We start from the raw sequence: 18,902 nt of genomic DNA on the forward strand, positions 1-18,902 counted from the left end.
TCCTTCACCCGGACCGGACCGGTGAGTGGACTAGACCTTTCGGGGCGCATCGCGCGAAACTGTTCCCGTGAGACATGTCATCGCCCTGGATGTGGGCGGCACCGGGATGAAGGCCGCCCTCGTAGGGGTGGATCCCGCACCGTCCGGGAAGACACCGCCCGCCCTGCTTTACGAGGCGCGGCGGCCCACCGGCCGCGAACGCGGCCCCGAGGCGGTGGTCGAGGCGATCCTCGGCTTCGCCGCCGAGCTCCGCGACCTCGGCACCGCCCGCTTCGGCACCCCCGCCGAGGCCGCCGGCGTCGCGGTCCCCGGCATCGTCGACGAGACCTCGGGCACCGCCGTCTACGCCGCGAACCTCGGCTGGCGGGACGTCCCGTTGCGGGCGCTGCTCTCCGAGCGGCTCGGCCGGATCCCGGTCGCGCTCGGTCACGACGTGCGCACCGGCGGCCTGGCCGAGGGCCGGATCGGCGCCGGCCGGGACGCCGGCCGCTTCCTGTTCGTCCCGCTGGGCACCGGCATCGCCGGCGCCATCGGCATCGGCGGCCGCATCGAGGCCGGGGCGCACGGCAGCGCCGGCGAGATCGGCCACATCGTCGTACGGCCCGGGGGGCGGGCCTGCGGCTGCGGGCAGCGGGGCTGTCTGGAGACGCTGGCCTCGGCCGCCGCGGTCGGCCGGGACTGGGCGGCGGCCTGCGGCGACCCCGGGGCCGGCGCGGCGGACGCGGCCAAGGCCGTGGCGTCCGGTGACGAACGGGCCCTGGCGGTGTGGCGGGACGCGGTCGACGCACTGGCCGACGGCCTGGTCACCGGGCTGACCCTGCTCGACCCGGAGGTGCTGATCATCGGCGGCGGACTGGCCGAGGCGGGCGACACGCTGTTCACGCCTCTGCGGGAAGCGGTCCGGCGGCGCGTTACGTTCCAGCGGCTCCCCTCGATCGTTCCGGCGGCCCTCGGGGACGCCGCCGGATGCCTGGGCGCGGGACTCCTCGCCCGGGATCTTCTCTCCACGGAGGTAACCGCCTGATGGCACAGCAACTGTCCGTGCAGCCGGCCGCGGGTCCCCGGCGCACCGTCCTGACCGGCGCCCGGATCGCCCGCCCGTCCGGCGTCGTCGAGCGCGGCCGGATCATCGTCGAGGGCGGCCGGATCGCCGCGGTCCACAGCCGCGACGCCGACCTGGCCGAGGACCGCGGCGGCGACGCCGTGGACCTGACCGGCCACCTGGTCGTGCCCGGCTTCGTCGACGTGCACGTGCACGGCGGGGGCGGCGGCTCGTTCTCGTCCGCCGACCCCGGCGAGTGCATGACGGTCGTCGAGACCCACCGCCGGCACGGCACCACCTCGATGGTCGCCTCCACGGTCACCGGCGAGCTGTCCGAACTCGCCCGGCAGGCCGGGGTGCTGGCCGAGCTGGTCCAGCAGGGCGAGCTGGCCGGGATCCACTTCGAGGGCCCGTTCATCTCCCCGCAGCGCTGCGGCGCCCACCAGCCGGGACTGCTGCGCGACCCGGACCCGTCCGACGTCCGCAAGCTCCTCGACGCGGCCCACGGCACCGCCGCGATGATGACCGTCGCCCCCGAACTGCCCGGCGGTCTGGCCTCCGTGCGGCTGCTCTCCGACGCCGGGGTGATCGCCGCCGTCGGCCACACCGACTCGTCCTACGAGGCGGCCCGGCAGGCCATCGACGCGGGCGCCACCGTCGCCACCCACCTCTTCAACGCGATGCCGCCGCTCGGCCACCGGGCGCCGGGGCCGGTCGCCGCGCTCCTGGAGGACGAGCGGATCACCGTCGAGCTGATCAACGACGGCACCCATCTGCACCCCGCGATGCTCCAGCTGGCCGTCCGCGAGGCGGGCGGCGGCCGGGTCGCGTTCATCACGGACGCCATGGGCGCGGCCGGCATGGACGACGGGATGTATCCGCTCGGGCCCATGCAGGTCGAGGTCAGGGACGGGGTGGCCCGGATCAGCGACGGCCCCACGGCCGGCTCCATCGCGGGCTCCACGCTCACCCTGGACCGGGCGTTCCAACGCGCCGTCCTCGTCGACGGCCTGACGGTGGATCAGGCCGTCCAGGCGCTGTCGGCCACCCCGGCCCGCCTGCTGGGCATCGACGACCGCACCGGCTCCCTGGCGGCCGGCAAGGACGCCGACCTGGTGGTGCTGGACGCGGCGTTCGCCCTGGTCGGGGTCATGCGCCGGGGCGAGTGGGTGGTGCGGCCGCAGAGCGCGTGAGGTGAGCTGCGGGTCTGGGCCAACCGCCACCGACGATGGCATGATCGCTCGCGCACTTGTCCGCATGCCACCGCCGTGCGCGGTTGCCCGACCCAGGCCGCCGCCCGGCCATGACTGCCCGGAGGGGCGACCATGATCCTCACGGTCACGCTGAACGCCGCCCTGGACATCACCTACCGCGTGCCTCGGCTCCGTTCGCACCGCACGAACCGGATCACCGAGGTGTCCGAGCGCCCCGGCGGCAAGGGCGTGAACGTCGCCCGGGTGCTGGCCGCGCTCGGCCACCGCACGGTCGCCACCGGCTTCGCGGGCGGCGGCACCGGGGACGCGCTGCGCGCCCTGCTCGCCGAGACGGCGGTCACCGACGCCCTGGTCCCGGTCGGCGGCGCCACCCGCCGCACGGTCGCCGTCGTCGACGCGACCACCGGGGACACCACCCAGCTCAACGAGCCGGGCCCGACCGTCTCCCCCGCCGAATGGGACACCTTCCTCGGCACCTACCGCGAACTGCTGGGCGACGCCCGGGCGGTGGCCCTGTGCGGCAGCCTGCCGCCGGGCGTCCCGGTCGACGTCTACGCCCGCCTCACCCGCACCGCGCGCACCGCCGGCGTCCCCGTCCTCCTCGACACCAGCGGCGAACCGCTGCGCCGGGGTCTGGCCGCCCGCCCCGACCTCGCCAAGCCCAACGCCGACGAGCTGGCCGCCCTGACCGGCAGCACCGAGCCGCTGCGCGCCGCCCGCGACACCCGCCGCCGCGGCGCGCACGCGGTGGCCGCGTCACTGGGCCCGGAGGGGATGCTGGCGGTCACCGCCGACGGCGCCTGGCAGGCCGCCCCGCCCCGGCGGTTCGCCGGCAATCCGACCGGCGCCGGCGACTCCGCGGTCGCCGGCCTGCTGTCCGGCCTGGTGGAGGACCTGCCGTGGCCCGCACGCCTCGCCCGCGCGGTGGCCCTGTCCGCCGCCACGGTCCGGGCCCCGGCAGCCGGCGAGTTCGACCGGGCGACGTATCAGGAGCTGCTGGGGGGCGTGGTGGTGACGGACCATCCCCACGTGGCGTGACGCACCGCGGTTGCAGCAGTCTCACGAGTTCGCCGTCCGCGCCGGCGCAAGCACCTCTTCAGCGAAGCTCACCACCATCAACAACCCCGAGGCGAAGGTTGCTTGCACCTCGATGCCGTGCACGAGGAACCACAACGGTGGCGCCTACTCCTGCTGGCCCGGAGGCCCGCGGGACAACGACTGGCTCAAGGTGGTTTGGGGAAACAGGCCAGGCTGGGTAGCAGCGGCCTGCGTTGAGGGCGGCCGCATTTAGCTCGCCTCGAATTCGTCGACAACCGTTCTTGTCAACCGGTTCCGGTCAAGGGTTGTCGACTCGCTCGGCCTTCGACAGGAGAATGTCCCCTTCTGCCGAAGGCTGGCCCCTCCCGCACCTACCCGTCAGCTCCTGGCCAGCCAGACCTGGTCCAGGTTCACGTCGCACTGGTTGCCGCTCTCGCAGGACAGCTTGAGGGTGTTGGTGCCCTTGTTGAGCTGGACGTACGACCAGGTCCTGGTCCAGCCCTTGTCCCAGGCGCCCTCGGGGCCGTGGGCGAAGTTCCCCATGTTGACCGGGCGGCTCTCCGGCTTGCCGTTCACGCCGAGCGTGAGGTTGGCGTCCTTGCCGGGCACGCCGTAACCGACCCAGAGCTTGTACCGGCCGGCGGTGTCCACGTCGACCGTCCATGTGGCGGAGGCGCCGGGGGTGTTCATCCCGCTTATGTACGTCCCGCCGGCCGAGCGGGCCCCGGGCACGTCCTTCGCCGTGGTCGCCCCGCCGTCCAGTCGCAGGCTGCCGGCGTCCTCCTTGGGGAGTTCGCCGGGCTTGGGCTTGCTGTGGGGCTGTTCGCTCGGCTTGACGGTGTCGCCGGCCGTCGGGCCGGACTTGCCGGCGTTGGCGTTCTTGGTGTCGTCGCCGTTGTTGGTGAGCATCGCGACGCCGATGCCTATGCAGACCACCGCGACCACCGAGACCGCGCCTATCAGCAGGCCGTTGCGGCGGCGCGGCTCCGGCTCGGCGCCGTGGCCGGGCGACGGCACGGCACGGGTGCGGTCGCCGCCGGGCAGTGTCTCCGGCGCGGCGTAGGTCGCGTTCTGCTGGCCGTAGCTGACCGGCTGCTGGGCCTGCTGGCCGTACTGGCGCTGGCCGACCGCCCGCACCTGGTTGTACGACGTACGCGGCACTCCCGGCTGCCGGGCCGCCCCGCCGGCGCCCGGCGAGCCCGGTGCCCCGCCCTCGCCGCCTTCCGCGCGGTAGAGGTAGGCGAAGGGGTCGTCGTTCTCCGGCGTGTCCGCGCCGTTGTTGCCGGCCGTCATTCCGTGTCACTCCCAAGCGATGTGTGCGCGTCATGAACGCGTCGGTCGGTACGCGTGCGCAGACGTCTTCTGCGCGAATCCTGGTCCGGGCCCCCGGCGGCGCCGCGCCGCATCGGCGCAGCCTACCCCCTCGCGTCCGGACCACACCGAGCCCGGCGGGCCACAAGATCGCTACGGATCGGTGAACTGCTGGTGCGGGGGCCGACGGGCCGCGGATGTGAGATGCGCCGCGCGGGGCCCGCGTGCCACCGCACAGCCCCCGCCCGGTCCGCCGCACGGCACCCGCGGGCGGCGCCCGGGGTCAGCCCGCCGTCGGGGTCAGCCCGCCGTCCGGTGTCAGCCCGCCGCCCGCCGGTTCGCCTTCGACCGGGAGCGCTTCTCGACGTACATCCGCTGGTCCGCCGACTCCAGGACCTCCTCGGCGGTCATCCCGCAGCTCGCCCAGCCGATGCCGAAGCTGGCGCCGACCCGGACCGCCCGGCCCTCCACCCGGATCGGCGGGATGATCGCGTTCCGCAGCCGCACCGCGAGGTCCTGGGCGTCGGCCGTGCCGAGACCGTCGGCGAGCACCACGAACTCGTCGCCGCCGAGCCGGGCGACCGTGTCGCCGTCGCGTACGCCGCTGGTCAGCCGGCGGGCCACCTCGATCAGCACGGCGTCGCCGGTGTTGTGCCCGAAGCGGTCGTTGATCGACTTGAAGCCGTCGAGGTCGCAGAAGAGGACCGCGAGCCCCTTGGAGCCGTCGTCGGCCGGCCCGTCCGCAGGGGCGACGAGGTGGACATGGTGGTCGAACGGGACCGGGGCCTTGCCCTCGAAGCCGTCGACGCCGTCGAAGGGCTCCTTGCCGTCCGGCCGGAAGCCGTGCGGGTCCCGCGGGTCCGCGCCGCCCGAGGAGGCGTAGGCGTCCGCCAGCGAGCCGGCCGGCCGGGAACACAGCCGGGCGCCGAGCCGGGTCCGCAGTTCGGCGCTGTTGGGCAGGCCGGTCAGCGAGTCGTGGCTGGCCCGGTGCGCGAGCTGGAGCTCGTGCCGCTTGCGCTCCTCGATGTCCTCGACGTGGGTGAGCAGGTAGCGGGGACCGTCGGTGGTGTCGGCGACGACGGAGTTGCGCAGCGAGACCCACACGTACGTGCCGTCGCGGCGGGCCAGCCGGAGCTCGGCGCGGCCGCCCTCGGCGGAGGTGCGCAGCAGGGTGCCGATGTCCTCGGGGTGGACGAGGTCGGAGAAGGAGTAGCGGCGCAGCCCGGAGGCCGTACGGCCGAGCAGCCGGCACAGCGCGTCGTTGGTCCGTAGCAGCCGCCCGTGCTGGTCCCCGCCCATTTCGGCCACGGCCATCCCGCTCGGCGCGTACTCGAAGGCCTGCCGGAAGCTCTCCTCGCTGGCGCGCAGGGCCTGCTGCTCGCGCTCCAGCCGGACCAGGGCGCGCTGCATGTTCGCCCGCAGCCGGGCGTTGCTGATCGCGATCGCGGACTGGAAGGCGTACATCTGCAGCGCTTCCTGGCCCCAGGGGCCGGGGCGGCGGCCGTTGCGCGGGCGGTCGACGGAGATCACGCCGAGCAGTTCGCCGCCGCCGTTGCCCGCGGTGTACATGGGCGCGAAGAGGCGGTCCATCGGGTGCCACTCGTCGGGGAAGCGCGGTGCCGGCCCGGCCGTGTGCCACTGCGGTACGTCGTCGTCGTCCAGCACCCAGCCCTCGGTGTACGGGATGAAGCACAGGTCGCCCCACCGCTCGCCCATGGACAGCCGGCGGTCCCAGGAGGAGCGCGAGCCGACCCGGCCGGCCATCAGGGCCTCGGCGCCCGCACTGCCGGCGACCGCGGCCACCACGAGGTCGCCGTCGGGCCGCACGAGGTTGACCGCGGACAGTTCGTAGCCGAGGCCGTTGACGGCGCCGTCGGCGACGGTCTGCAAGGTGTCCGCAAGGCTGCGTGCGGTGTTCAGTTCGGCGACCACTCGGTGCAGCTGCCGCAGGGTCGCAAGACGGACGTATGGCTCCGACTCGGTCTCCATCGCTCGCTCCCCTGAGACCTCGACAGCAGACTCCACGATTCTTGTCGTCCGATTCCACGCTCACTGAATCACAGTGAGCTCTTCACTCGGTACACAGGGTCAACAATTAGAGGCCGCTGTGACTCAAGTCACAGGCGGTGAGCGAGCGTTGACCCTGCCCCACCACCCCGTCCCAGCGAACCTGCCTTCACTCTTTCTACACTTTCTGAACGCAAATTCCGAGGGTTATGCCACCTGTATACGACCTCCGTCGCTGGACCTAGGACGCGGGTGGTCCCGGGGTCCGATGCGTGCCCGGACGTCGGGAAGTTAGCGTTCATGGCGTGTTCACGGAAACCCCTGTCGATGCGGCGGCCGCCCGGCCCGCCGCCACCGCCGCCCCCACCGTCGCGCCGGCCTCCGCGCCGGGTGGCGCGCCGATCCCGCATGCTGTGGGGGTGAGTGACGACGAGTTCCGCGCCGCCCTGTCCCGGCTCGCCGCCGGCGTCGTACTGATCACCGCCCACGACCCGGAAGCCGGGCCGCGCGGCGAAGACGCCGGCATGACCGCCACCGCCTTCCTTTCCGTGTCGCTCGACCCGCCGCTCGTGATGGTGAGCGTTCGCAACGGCTCCCGGATGGACGACCTGCTGGCGGAGCAGCCCCTGTGGGCCGTTTCCGTACTCTCGGGACATCAACGGCAGATCGCCGGACGATTCGCCATGAAGGGCCGCATCAGCGACCGGCTTCTCTTCGAGGACATCGCGCACGTACGAGGCGAAGCGTCCGGCGCCCCGCTCATCGGCGGTGCGCTGGCGACCCTGGAGTGCCGCACCGAGCAGCGCGTCACGGCCGGCGACCACACCCTCGTCATCGGACGGGTACTGGCCACCGGCATCCCGAACGAGGACGACGGACCGCTGACGTACTTCCGGGGGCGGTACCGGCAGTTGGGGTGAGGGGCGGGAGGCCGGGTCGGGAGGCAGGGGGGCGGGGCCCGGCGGGCCGGGGAGAGCAGGCCCGGGAAAGCGGGCCGGCGGGCTGCGGCAGGCGGGCGGTCCCGCCGCTCAGGTCCAGTCGCGGCCCGAGCGGCCGCGCTTGGTGTCACCGCGCTGCTTCTTCTCGCGCAGCCGCCGTTCGTTGATGCCGCGTGGGATCCGCGACTTCCGGCGCGGCTTGGGCGGCGGTGCGCTGGCCTCGGCGAGCAGCGCGGCCATCCGGACGGCCGCGGTCTCGCGGTTGCGCCACTGGGAGCGGTGGTCGGAGGCGCGTACCGACAGCACGCCGTCGACCAGCCGGCCGGCCAGCCGCTCCAGCGCACGCTCCTTCCACACCGGCGGCAGCGCTTGCGTGCTGCCGAGGTCGAAGCGCAGCTCGACCTGACTGTCGCTGGTGTTGACGTGCTGGCCGCCCGGACCCGAGGACCGCGAGAATCGCCAGACGAGCTCGGCCTCGGGAAGGACGACCGAACCGCGGATGACATGGGGCCCGGACATGTCCCTATGATCCCGCGGATCCGACCGCACCGTCACCCGCTTTTGGCACGCCTTGAGCTGGCCGCACATCAGATTCCGCCTACGAGCGGTCAAACAGCGCAGGGCGCCGCACGGACACCGGGGTGGCGCATGGGGGCCGGCAGCAGGATGGGGCCAAGGCATCAGGATTGGGCAAAGAAAGTAAAGAGACCTGGAACCTCACGGTCCCCCGACGACGTTCTGGTGGGTGACGGTAGCTTCGTGCCAGCACGGAGCCCGACGACTCGACGCGTTGACTAGGAAAGGGACATCCCCATGGCTGTAAGCCTGTCCAAGGGCGGCAACGTCTCGCTCACCAAGGAGGCCCCGGGCCTGACCGCCGTCACGGTGGGCCTCGGCTGGGACGTCCGCACCACCACCGGCACGGACTTCGACCTCGACGCCAGCGCGATCGCGGTGAACGGAACCGGCAAGGTCTACTCCGACCAGCACTTCGTCTTCTTCAACAACAAGAGCACGCCGGACCAGTCGATCGTCCACACCGGTGACAACGTCACCGGCCAGGGCGAGGGCGACGACGAGCAGATCAACGTCAACCTGGCGGCACTGCCGGCCGACATCGACAAGATCGTCTTCCCGGTGTCCATCTACGACGCCGAGAACCGCAGCCAGAACTTCGGCCAGGTGCGGAACGCCTTCATCCGCATCGTCAACCAGGCCGGTGGCGCGGAGATCGCGCGCTACGACCTGAGCGAGGACGCGGCCACCGAGACCGCCATGGTCTTCGGCGAGCTGTACCGCAACGGCGCGGAGTGGAAGTTCCGCGCCGTGGGCCAGGGTTACGCCTCGGGCCTGGTCGGCATCGCGAAGGACTTCGGCGTCAACGTCTGAGTCGTCGACAACGTCTGAGCTCAAGACGTCCGCAACGTCCGAGTTCAAGACGTCCGCGCGGGCTGCGCCTGAGCGGTCCACACCGGCGCGGTACGGGCTGAGTGATCCACGTCCACGTACACGTGCACGTCCACGCGTCTGCGGCTGAGTGGTCCGCATCTCAGTGGTCAGCGCCCGAGGCATGGACGCACGGGCGCGCAGATCCGGGCCTGCTTCAGGGCCGGTCCCCTTCGGGGGGGCCGGCCCTGCGCGCGTTTCAGGCGGCTGTTTCAGGCGGTTGTTTTCAGGCGGCTGTTTTCAGGCAGCCGCGCCGTCCCCCTGTCCGTCCCCCTCCCCCTCCGCCGGTTCGGGTGGCGTGGCCAGCACCGCCACCTCGTCCAGCGACAGTCCGAGCGTGCCGGCCAGCGCCGCGACCGTGAAGAACGCCGGGGTGGGCGCCCGGCCGGTCTCGATCTTCCGCAGCGTCTCGGCGGACAGTCCCGCCGCCGCCGCGACCTCGACCATGCTCCGCCCGCCACGCGCCACCCGCAGCAGCGCGCCGAGCCGTTCACCGCGTTCCCGCTCCCAAGGAGTCAGTGGAGTCCGCACCATGCCCGTGATACTAATACCGGTAAACAATTACCGGTAAAGAAATACCGGTTCAGCCACCCCCTGCCCTGCGGAGGTCATCCATGGTGGAAATCAAGACGGAGCCCGCGGTGGACGCCATGCGGCTGACCGGCCGGGTCGTCGCCGACACACTGGCCGCGGTGCGCGCGGCCGCCGCGCCGGGCGTGCGGCTGCTGGACCTCGACGAGGTCGCCCGGGCGGTGCTGCGCGAGGCCGGCGCCACCTCACCCTTCCTCGGCTACCGCCCGTCGTTCGCGCCCACGCCCTTCCCTGCCGTCATCTGCGCGTCCGTCAACGACGCGATCGTGCACGGCATCCCGGACGGATACCGGCTGCGCGACGGCGACCTGGTGAGCATCGACTGCGGCGCGGTGGTGGACGGGTGGGCCGGCGACGCCGCCATCAGCTTCACGGTCGGCACCCCGCGCCCCGAGGACGAACGGCTCATGGACACCACCCAACGGGCGCTCGCAGCCGGCATCGCGGCTGCCGTACCGGGCGCCCGGATCGGCGACGTCTCCCATGCGATCGGCAGCATCGGACGCGCCGCCGGTTACGGCATCTCCCGCGACTTCGGCGGCCACGGCATCGGCCGGCAGATGCACGAGGACCCGCCGGTCCCGAACGACGGCCGGCCGGGCCGCGGCTTCGTACTGCGCCCCGGCCTGGTGATCGCCATCGAGCCGATGTTCCTCGCCGGCGGCACGGACGCCTACGTCACGGACGGCGACGGCTGGACCCTGCGCACCGCGGACGGCAGCCGGGCCGCCCACTTCGAGCACACGATCGCGGTGACGGAGGACGGGCCACGGGTCCTGACGATGCCGTAACCGGGCCGAGGGGGCGGGTGCGGCTGCTGGTGCTGGTGCTGGTGCTGTCGTCACGGGGCCGCGGGGGCTGACGTGGCCCCGCGGCGGTTCGTTCCGCCCTGCGGCCCGCCCGCCGCTCTGCCCGTTGGGCTGGTTACCCGTCGAGGGCGTGCGCACCGGCCTGGGCGAACTGCTCGTCGAGGGTTCCGCTCGGCGCCCCCGCCACCCCGATCCCGGCGATCGGCGCGTCCTCGTCCCGGATGGGCGCACCGCCCGCCAGGAAGAGGGTGCCGGGGATGTCCTTGAGTGTCGGGGCCTGGTCGAGGCGCTTGACCAGTTCGGAGGTGGGGGCGTTCCAGGAGACCGCAGTGAACGCCTTCCGGGTCGCCGACTCATACGCCTGCGGCCCGGCGCCGTCACCCCGCAGCGCGACCAGCGTGCTGCCGTTGCGGTCCACAACGGTCACCGAGACCCGTTGCCCGGCCTTCTCGGCCGCCTTCAACGCGGCCTGGGCGGCCTTGGTGGCGGCGTCGAGGGTGAGGTGGGTGGTGGTACGCGTGAGGCCCTTGCCGACGTTCGCGGTCGAGGACGCAGTGGAAGCCGTGGACGCGGCGGCGGAGTGCGTGGACGAGGGCGCGGCGGTCGCGGAGGCGCCGCCGAGGACACCCGCGCCCACCAGGGCGGTCGCGACGACGCCGGCCGCAGCGACGACGCCAATCGCGGAGACCTTACGAGGGATCTTGCGGGAGGCCTTGCGAGGGACCTCGTGAGAGGCGTTGTCGGAGACCTCGCGGGAGACCTTGTCGGAGACCTCGGGGGAGACCTTGGGAGAGCGGAAGGGAGTTTTCGGATTCATGCCCTCATCGTCGGAGGAAGGCCGGCCCGCCCGGATCGGCGGTCCGGCCGGGATCGACGTGCATGATGGGGGATACCGGTGTCGACCGATCGGTTGATGCGGGCGCCGCTCCACCCGGGTTACGACTACCCGGGTGACGACCACGAGGTCGGCGCCCGGCCAGGGCCCGTCTGAAGGACGTCGGCCTACGAGGAGACCACGGTGCACATCACTCAGCAGCCGCCGGACAGGGGCGCGAACGGGGAGAGGGAAGCGGGCAGGGCCGTGGACCCGGACCCGGGCAGGGCCGTGTACCGAGACCCGGGCGGGGGCGTGCACCGAGGCCCGGGCGGGGGTGCGAACAGGGACGCGGTCACCGTTCCCGACCCGGGGTCGGCCACCGTCCCGGGCGCGGGCTCGACCGCAACGCCGGACGTGGGCTCGACCGCCGCCCCGGACGCGGGAGCGACCGCCGCGCCGGGGCCGGGCTCGACCGCAGTCCCGGGAAGGGCCCCGGACCCGGGCCGCGACCCCGACGCCCGCTGGTTCGGCCCGGTGCTGCACCTGACGTTCTTCCTGCTGCTCGCCGCCTCTCTCGCCCGCTTCCTGCTGCGGCACCCGGGAGAACCCCGAACCCCGTGGATCATCGCCCTCAGCATCATCCTGGCCCTGCTCCACGTCCTCGGCCCGACCCTCGGCCACCGCCCCCGCGCGCCCCACACGCCCGGTACACCTCGCACACCCGGTACACCTCGCACGTCCGATACACCTCGCCCGCCCCGTGCGCTCCGTAGGCCCCGTAGGCCCCCTACGCGAGACGCCGGGCAGACCGAGACCCGCCGGCTGCTCTGGCTGGCTGCGGTCGTGACGGTCTGGGTCGTCGTGGTCCTGCTCGCGCCGAGCTTCGCCTGGTGCGCCGTGCCGCTCTTCTACACGGGCCTGCGGACGCTGCCGGCCGGTGCCGCATCGGCGCTGGTCGGCCTGCTCACCGCGTTCGTCGTGGCCGCCCAACTCCGGCTGTCCGCCGAATTCGACCCGATCCTGGTGCTCGCCCCGCCAGCCGTCGCCGCACTCGCCACCGCCGTCTTCGTCCACATGGAGCGGCAGGCGGCCCGCCAGCGCGCACTGATCGACGATCTTCTGCGAACCCGCCGCGAACTGGCCGCGACCGAGCGGCGCGAGGGCACGCTCGCCGAGCGACAGCGCCTCTCCATGGAGATCCACGACACCCTCGCCCAGGGCCTGTCCAGCCAGCAGATGCTGCTCCAGGCCGCCGACCGGACCTGGGACAGCGACCCGGCCACCGCCCGCGGTCATCTACGTACGGCCACTGAGATCACCGCCCGCAACCTCGCCGAGGCCCGCCGCTTCGTCCACGACCTCGCCCCGGCCGACCTGGCCGGCGGCACCCCCCTCCCGGAGGCCCTCCGCCGACTGGCCACCCGTACGACCGGCCGCACGACCAGTCCCACGACCAGTCCCACGACCGGTCACGCGTCTGGTCACACGACGGGTCCCCCGCACGGTCACGCGTCCGGTCCTACGACGGGTCCCCCGACCGGCGACGCGTCCGTTCACGAGACGGGACCGACGACCGCTCCCACGACGGGACCGACGCCCGTTCCCACGACGGGGCCCACGACCGGCGCCACTACGGGCGGGCCGGGCGGCCGCGGGCAGCCCGACGGGCGGCTGAGCGTGCGCTTCCACCAGGACGGCACCCCCGTACCGCTCCCGGACCGGGTCCAGTCCGCGCTGCTACGCATCGCCCAGGGCGCCCTCGCGAACGTCCGTGAGCACGCCGCCGCGCGCACCGTGACCCTCACCCTCAGCTACCTGGACGACCAGGTCGTCCTCGACATCGCCGACGACGGCCGGGGCTTCACCACCGCCGCCGCGCAAGGACGCGGCCACGGCCTGCCCGCCATGCACGCCCGGATGCGGCAGCTCGGCGGGACGCTCACCATTGAATCCGCACCGGGCGAGGGCACCGTCCTGTCCGCCGCCGTTCCCCTGGAGCGCACGCCATGACCTCCTCCGCGACCTCCTCCACAGGCGAAGCGCCGCCCACCCCCGTACGCGTGCTGCTCTGCGACGACCATGCCGTCGTCCGCGCCGGGCTGCTCGCCCTGCTCAGCAGCGCCCCCGGCATCGAGGTCATCGCCGAGGCCGGCGACGGCGAGGAGGCCGTGGCGCTGGCCGCCGCGCTCCGCCCCGACGTCGTCCTGATGGACCTCCAACTCGGCTCGGGCATCGACGGCATCGAAGCCACCCGCCGCATCACCGCCCGCGCCCGGGAGGACGCCAAGGGCGGCAACACCGTAAAGGCAGCGGGCGCCCGGGAAACCGCCGGAACCGCCAACCCCGTGGGTACTACCTCAGCCACCCACACTCCGCCGACCACCCGCCCCACCAAAACCACACCCGCCGGTACCAGCCCCACCAGCTCGACCGGCCCAACCGGGCCGACCAGCTCGACCAGTTCTCCCAAACCACCCCGCCCGACCGGCTCGACGAGCCCGACCCACCCGACCGGCCCGGTCCCCCCGACCGGCCCGATCCCCCACGTCCTCGTCCTGACCACCTACGACACCGACGCCGACATCACCCGCGCCATCGACGCCGGTGCCACCGGCTATCTCCTCAAGGCGGAGCGACCGGAGGAACTGTTCGCCGCCATCCGGGCCGCGGCCGCGGGGCGCAGTACGCTCTCCGGGCCGGTCGCCCACCGGGTACTGGCCCAGATGCGCAGCCCGCGCCCCACCCTCACCGACCGCGAGCTCGACATCCTCGGCCAGCTCGCCCGGGGACTGAGCAACCGGGAGATCGCCCGCGCCCTGTTCATCAGCGAGGCCACGGTCAAGACCCACCTCGGCCGCATCTACGACAAGCTCTCCGTGGACACCCGGGCCGGCGCGGTCTCCGTAGCCAAGGAACAACGCCTGCTTCCCTGACGGCGTCCGTGACGTCCGGCCAGGGTGTCGGCCATCGTTTTGGGCGATGACGTCGGGACCATCTGGGCGCGGATGTCACCTGTGGGGTGGTGCCCTGGCTTGCCTCACGGGCACGGGGGCGGGGACCGCGAGCGGTCCCAGTCAGTGCCGGTCCCGGTCGGTACGGTGCGAACGTTTGCCGCCCGACCGGCGTGACACCATCAAGGCGTGATCGACCTCGGCTATTCCCTCTCCCGCCGCTTCCCGGACCCGCCGCAGACGGACTACCGGACCGCGGGGGTGCACGCGCTCCGCCACGACCTCTTCTGCGGCGACGTCTACCTCGCGGACACCACGGCGGACCGCGAACTGTCCACCGCCTGGGGCTGGGTGCCGGTCCTCGACTTCGCCTGGGCGCTGTGCGACATCGTCGAGCAGCTCGACACCGACCCCCGCGGCAGCCGCTCGGCCCGCCCGGTCCACGCCGAACTCGACTTCACGGAATCCGCCGACCGGATGCGCTTCGAGCGGCGCTTCGGCTGGGTGGACGTCGAGGCCGACTGGATGCCGGCCGACGAGCCCCCGCTCACCTTCAACCACGCCGCGCTCCGCCGCGAGGCCCGCGACTTCCTGCACGACCTGATCGCCGACCTCACCGACATGCACGACGGCCTCGGCGACAACCCCGCCATCTGGGACCTCCAGTCCCGCTTCCCCCGCGTCTGACCCCCACCGGACCGACCGAACACCAGCCACCCGAAACGGTCACGAACCCGCCCGAACCGGCCCCAGACAACCGGCCACCAGCCACCAGCCACCAGCCACCAGCCACGCGAACGGAACATCGAGCGCGGGGTCCCCCAAAACACCCGCCCGCCAGCGCCCCCTCTTCCCCTCCCCCTATTCCCTCCCCTCCCCCTCCCCTACTCCACCCGCACCCCCACCTGCGCCGCGAACGCCGGGGCCAGATCCATCAATTGGGCCGTACTGATCACCGCGCCCGACAGCCGGTCGATCCCCCGCGCGATGTCCACCGCCGCCGCGCCGCGCAGATCGACGTCCTTCATCCGCGCCTCGGAGAAATCGACCCGCGCCAAGGTGCAGTCGTCGAACGTGACCCGCTCCAGCTCCGCACCCGCGAAGTCCGCCTCGATGAGGACGCATCCCTCGAAGGCGACGTCCCGCAACTTCGCGCGCCGCAGATTCGGGAAGTCGATCTTCCCGCCGCGCACCACCACCCGCTCCAGGACCGCCCCGTGCAGCTGCGTCCCGCCGAGCCTGGCGTCCGAGACCTCGACATCGCGCAGGGCCGCCCCGGACAGGTCCGTCCCGACCCCACGCACCCCACTCAACACACTGTCGATGATCCGCGCCCGGCCGAGCACCGTCTCGTCGAGCCCGCAACGACGCAGCGCACAGTCCATGAACCGCGCGCCACGCGCCGACTGCCGCGCCCAGTCGGCGTCCGCGAACTCCAGCCCGTCGTAATCCCCGTCCTCCTCCAACTCCCCGCCGTCGTACGCCACCAGCTCCGGCAGCCGCACCTCCGGACGCCGCACCGCCCGCACCGTCTCCTTACCGCGCCCGGCCACGCGCTCACCCCTTTCACCCTCGACCGCCTACGCGTCGCCCGTCCCGCACCCGCAACGCAACCCGTCACGCTCCACCGGAATCCGGCCGCCGGAATCCGTCACCGGAACCCGTCCGCCGGAACCCGTCCGCCGGAACCCGTCACCACCCATCGTGAACCACCCCACTGACAACGCCCCCTGACCAGCGCGAAGTCCCCTCGATCATCGGCCCCCGCCCATCCCTCCCCCTCGCCCTCAACCGCCGTCTCCACCCGCCGACCCCCAACGGTTGTCCCCACGACCCCCAACGGTTGTCCCCACGGGAACTTGAGATCGCAGACCGACGGGGCCCGGTCCCGCCCCTCGGCCGCCGGGCCCCACCCTCCCCCTACCGCACCACCACCATCCCCCTCGCCGTCTCATTCAGCCGCCGGCCGCCCGTCTCCGTGCACGTCACGATGTCCTCGATCCGCACCCCGAACCGCCCCGGCAGATAGATCCCCGGCTCGATCGAGAAGCACATCCCCGGTACGAGCGGCAGATGCTCGCCCTCCACCAGGTACGGCGGCTCATGCGTGGTGACCCCGATGCCGTGCCCGGTCCGGTGGATGAAGTACTCGCCGTACCCCGCCGCCTTGATCACCCTCCTGGCCACCCGGTCGACGTCCTGGCAGGCGATGCCCGGCCGTACCTCCTCGAAGGCCGCCTGCTGCGCCTCCCGCACGATGTCGTGCACCTTGCGCTCCTCGGCGGACGGCTCGCCCACGTGAACGGTGCGTGACGTGTCCGACCCGTACCCGTCCTTCAGCCCCCCGAAGTCGAGGACGACCATGTCGCCGTCCTGGATGACCCGCTCCCCCGCCTCGTGGTGCGGATTGGCGCCGTTGGGGCCCGACCCGACGACCGTGAAGTCCACCTGGCTGTGCCCGTGCTCGATCAGCAGCCGGGCCAGGTCGGCGGCCACCTCCGACTCCCGCCGCCCCTCGAAGCGAACGCCCAGGATCTTCTCGTACGTCGCGTCCGCGGCCGCCCCGGCGGCCGCCAGCAGCGCCACCTCGTGGGCGTCCTTGACGGCGCGCAGCATCGGCAGCACCTCCGTCAGCGCCGCGTACGCCGCCCCCGGCACCGACCGCTGGAGGCCCAGCAGATGCAGCGCCCAGGTCGCGTCGGACACGCCGTAACGCCCCTCCGGACGCATCCACTTGGCGAGCTCCGCATACGGGTCCGCACCATCGCTCCACCCGGACACGTCCAGCGCGGCCGCCCCGACGGAGTGCTCCGCATCCGGCTGCTCCAATACGGGCACCAGCAGCCGCGAGCGCCGCCCCGGCTCGATCAGCAGTGCCGTCAGCCGCTCGGTGACCGCGGGCGGCCGGTAGCCGCACAGCCACACCAGATCCGGCCCCGGCGTCACCAGCAGCCCGGCCAGCCCGGCAACGGCCGCCGCCCGCCCCGCCCGCTCCAGCCGCCGCTCGTAGTCCTCATGCGTCATCGAAGTCACCATGCCGGCGAACTTACGCCGCGCACCCCGCCACCCCGCCCACAACCCGCCGCAACGAGCGACTCCTCAACGCCCCCACGCCCCGTCCCGGCCGGCTCCGGAAGCGCACCCGAACGCCTGACGAAAACCACAAAGCCCCAGGCCACCACCGGCCCGGGGCTTCGTCCCGTTCATCCCTGTTCGTCCACACTCAGAGCCCCCTGTCGGATTCGAACCGACGACCTTCGCTTTACAAGAGCGGTGCTCTGACCAGCTGAGCTAAGGAGGCGTGCCGGAAGAAGTGTACCCAGGCGGGCCGGGTGCCCGGCTCCTTAATTTGGTGGGGCTGGACTACTGACAGCGGGGGCCGTCGCGGGTAGCGTCACGGGGAAGTCCGCATCAGTGGACTAAACCACTCCTTTTACTCGGATCGTCCGGCACGTTCCTGCCGGTGAAGGGACTCATCACCATGGCTACGGTCACCTACGACCAGGCATCCCGGATCTACCCGGGTTCCGACAAGCCCGCCGTCGACAAGTTGGACATCGCCATCGAGGACGGCGAATTCCTCGTCCTGGTCGGCCCCTCCGGATGCGGCAAGTCCACCTCCCTGCGGATGCTCGCGGGGCTGGAGGACGTCGACGGGGGCGCCATCCGCATCGGGGACCGCGACGTCACCCACCTTCCGCCCAAGGACCGGGACATCGCCATGGTGTTCCAGAACTACGCGCTCTACCCGCACATGACCGTCGCCGACAACATGGGCTTCGCCCTCAAGATCGCCGGCGTGCCGAAGGCCGAGATCCGGCAGAAGGTCGAGGACGCGGCGAAGATCCTGGACCTCACCGAGTACCTGGGACGCAAGCCCAAGGCACTGTCCGGTGGTCAGCGGCAGCGGGTCGCGATGGGCCGGGCGATCGTGCGGGAGCCGCAGGTCTTCCTGATGGACGAGCCGCTGTCCAACCTGGACGCGAAGCTGCGCGTGCAGACCCGTACGCAGATCGCCGGGCTGCAGCGCCGACTGGGGATCACGACGGTCTACGTCACCCACGACCAGGTCGAGGCCATGACCATGGGCGACCGGGTCGCGGTCCTCAAGGACGGGCTGCTCCAGCAGGTCGACTCGCCGCGGAACATGTACGACCGGCCGGCGAACCTCTTCGTGGCCGGATTCATCGGCTCCCCGGCGATGAACCTCGTCGAGGTGCCGATCACCGACGGCGGGGTCAAGTTCGGCAACAGTGTCGTACCGGTGAGCCGGGAGGCGCTGACCGCGGCCGCCGACAAGGGTGACCGCACGGTGACCGTGGGCGTCCGCCCCGAGCACTTCGACATCGTCGAGCAGAACGGCGCCGCGGCGAAGTCGCTATCCAAGGAGAGCGCGGACGCCCCGGCCGGTCTGGCCGTCACCGTCAACGTCGTCGAGGAGCTGGGCGCCGACGGCTATGTGTACGGCACCGCGGAGGTCGGCGGCGAGGTGAAGGACCTGGTCGTCCGCGTCAACGGCCGCCAGGTACCGGAGAAGGGCACCCAGCTGCACGTTGTGCCGCGGCCGGGCGAGACGCATGTGTTCTCGACGTCGTCCGGGGAGCGCCTGTCCGACTGAGCGGCAACGCGCCGCGCGGATCGCACCGGGCCGTGGACCCGGAGCGGGTGTGACGCGTGTGAGTCGCACCGGGCCGTGAACCCGGCGCGGGTGTGCGTGTGAGTGGTGGCGGTGGCGGGT

Annotated in this window: 17 protein-coding genes and 1 tRNA gene; 10 read left to right on the forward strand and 8 right to left on the reverse strand. The window is 72.6% G+C overall.

Features of this window, described 5'->3' with window-relative positions; genetic code table 11:
• Positions 1–67: 67 nt before the first annotated feature.
• The 3 genes from ACZ7MX_RS07920 (at position 68) to ACZ7MX_RS07930 (ending at position 3,294) form a co-directional block, all read left to right on the forward strand.
• Positions 68–1,024, forward strand: coding sequence for an ROK family protein (locus tag ACZ7MX_RS07920; RefSeq protein ID WP_472130315.1), 957 nt, complete (start codon positions 68–70; stop codon positions 1,022–1,024).
• Complete coding sequence (gene nagA / locus ACZ7MX_RS07925; RefSeq protein WP_472130317.1) at positions 1,024–2,235, forward strand: N-acetylglucosamine-6-phosphate deacetylase; 1,212 nt, start codon at positions 1,024–1,026, stop codon at positions 2,233–2,235. Before ACZ7MX_RS07920 ends, nagA begins: the two co-directional genes overlap by 1 nt.
• 132 nt (positions 2,236–2,367) lie before the next feature.
• Complete coding sequence (locus ACZ7MX_RS07930; protein ID WP_472130319.1) at positions 2,368–3,294, forward strand: 1-phosphofructokinase family hexose kinase; 927 nt, start codon at positions 2,368–2,370, stop codon at positions 3,292–3,294.
• A 378-nt stretch (positions 3,295–3,672) separates the two neighbouring features.
• On the opposite strand, the gene ACZ7MX_RS07935 is transcribed toward ACZ7MX_RS07930, so the two are convergent.
• Both ACZ7MX_RS07935 and cdgB read right to left on the reverse strand, forming a co-directional pair.
• On the reverse strand, positions 3,673–4,587 hold the full coding sequence (locus ACZ7MX_RS07935) for a carbohydrate-binding protein (RefSeq protein WP_472130320.1): 915 nt from the start codon (positions 4,585–4,587) through the stop codon (positions 3,673–3,675).
• 336 nt (positions 4,588–4,923) lie between these two features.
• Positions 4,924–6,594 (reverse strand): diguanylate cyclase CdgB, encoded by a 1,671-nt coding sequence (gene cdgB, locus ACZ7MX_RS07940; RefSeq protein ID WP_472130322.1) that lies wholly within the window; start codon positions 6,592–6,594, stop codon positions 4,924–4,926.
• A 323-nt stretch (positions 6,595–6,917) separates the two neighbouring features.
• Here cdgB and ACZ7MX_RS07945 point away from each other — a divergent pair, with 323 nt between their 5' ends.
• The gene (locus ACZ7MX_RS07945; protein WP_472130324.1) at positions 6,918–7,532 is read left to right on the forward strand and encodes a flavin reductase family protein; all 615 of its coding nucleotides are present in this window, start codon (positions 6,918–6,920) and stop codon (positions 7,530–7,532) included.
• Between the two features lie 108 nt (positions 7,533–7,640).
• On the opposite strand, the gene arfB is transcribed toward ACZ7MX_RS07945, so the two are convergent.
• Positions 7,641–8,069: an alternative ribosome rescue aminoacyl-tRNA hydrolase ArfB gene (gene arfB, locus ACZ7MX_RS07950; protein WP_310727133.1), complete on the reverse strand. Its 429-nt coding sequence runs from the start codon at positions 8,067–8,069 to the stop codon at positions 7,641–7,643.
• A 294-nt stretch (positions 8,070–8,363) separates the two neighbouring features.
• Between arfB and ACZ7MX_RS07955 the strand changes: the two genes are divergently transcribed.
• The gene (locus ACZ7MX_RS07955) at positions 8,364–8,939 is read left to right on the forward strand and encodes a TerD family protein (RefSeq protein WP_472130326.1); all 576 of its coding nucleotides are present in this window, start codon (positions 8,364–8,366) and stop codon (positions 8,937–8,939) included.
• A 297-nt stretch (positions 8,940–9,236) separates the two neighbouring features.
• Here the strand turns inward: ACZ7MX_RS07955 and ACZ7MX_RS07960 are convergent, their stop codons facing one another.
• A complete protein-coding gene (locus ACZ7MX_RS07960; protein ID WP_472130328.1) occupies positions 9,237–9,530 on the reverse strand; it encodes a helix-turn-helix domain-containing protein in 294 nt (97 codons plus the stop codon).
• A gap of 80 nt (positions 9,531–9,610) precedes the next feature.
• On the opposite strand from ACZ7MX_RS07960, the gene map reads away from it, so the two are divergent.
• Entirely contained in the window at positions 9,611–10,378 is a 768-nt protein-coding gene (gene map / locus ACZ7MX_RS07965) for a type I methionyl aminopeptidase (protein ID WP_472130330.1), read from the forward strand.
• 133 nt (positions 10,379–10,511) lie between these two features.
• Here map and ACZ7MX_RS07970 read toward each other — a convergent pair whose 3' ends face one another.
• Positions 10,512–11,213 carry a GlcG/HbpS family heme-binding protein gene (locus ACZ7MX_RS07970; protein ID WP_472130332.1) on the reverse strand — a complete coding sequence of 234 codons (702 nt, stop codon included), beginning with the start codon at positions 11,211–11,213 and terminating at the stop codon, positions 10,512–10,514.
• A 534-nt stretch (positions 11,214–11,747) separates the two neighbouring features.
• Between ACZ7MX_RS07970 and ACZ7MX_RS07975 the strand changes: the two genes are divergently transcribed.
• The 3 genes from ACZ7MX_RS07975 (at position 11,748) to ACZ7MX_RS07985 (ending at position 14,851) form a co-directional block, all read left to right on the forward strand.
• Complete coding sequence (locus tag ACZ7MX_RS07975; protein WP_472130630.1) at positions 11,748–13,223, forward strand: sensor histidine kinase; 1,476 nt, start codon at positions 11,748–11,750, stop codon at positions 13,221–13,223.
• A complete protein-coding gene (locus tag ACZ7MX_RS07980) occupies positions 13,220–14,146 on the forward strand; it encodes a response regulator (RefSeq protein ID WP_472130334.1) in 927 nt (308 codons plus the stop codon). Before ACZ7MX_RS07975 ends, ACZ7MX_RS07980 begins: the two co-directional genes overlap by 4 nt.
• Before the next feature lie 207 nt (positions 14,147–14,353).
• A complete protein-coding gene (locus ACZ7MX_RS07985) occupies positions 14,354–14,851 on the forward strand; it encodes a hypothetical protein (protein WP_310727139.1) in 498 nt (165 codons plus the stop codon).
• A 197-nt stretch (positions 14,852–15,048) separates the two neighbouring features.
• Here ACZ7MX_RS07985 and ACZ7MX_RS07990 read toward each other — a convergent pair whose 3' ends face one another.
• The 3 genes from ACZ7MX_RS07990 to ACZ7MX_RS08000 form a co-directional block, all read right to left on the reverse strand.
• Positions 15,049–15,693 carry a pentapeptide repeat-containing protein gene (locus ACZ7MX_RS07990; protein WP_472130632.1) on the reverse strand — a complete coding sequence of 215 codons (645 nt, stop codon included), beginning with the start codon at positions 15,691–15,693 and terminating at the stop codon, positions 15,049–15,051.
• Positions 15,694–16,084: 391 nt separating this feature from the next.
• A complete protein-coding gene (locus ACZ7MX_RS07995) occupies positions 16,085–17,188 on the reverse strand; it encodes a M24 family metallopeptidase (RefSeq protein WP_472130336.1) in 1,104 nt (367 codons plus the stop codon).
• A gap of 203 nt (positions 17,189–17,391) precedes the next feature.
• Positions 17,392–17,465, reverse strand: a tRNA-Thr gene (locus ACZ7MX_RS08000).
• Positions 17,466–17,645: 180 nt separating this feature from the next.
• Here ACZ7MX_RS08000 and ACZ7MX_RS08005 point away from each other — a divergent pair.
• The gene (locus ACZ7MX_RS08005; RefSeq protein WP_030414373.1) at positions 17,646–18,782 is read left to right on the forward strand and encodes an ABC transporter ATP-binding protein; all 1,137 of its coding nucleotides are present in this window, start codon (positions 17,646–17,648) and stop codon (positions 18,780–18,782) included.
• Positions 18,783–18,902: the final 120 nt, after the last annotated feature.

The sequence above is a fragment of the Streptomyces sp. NPDC107765 genome, assembly GCF_055657085.1.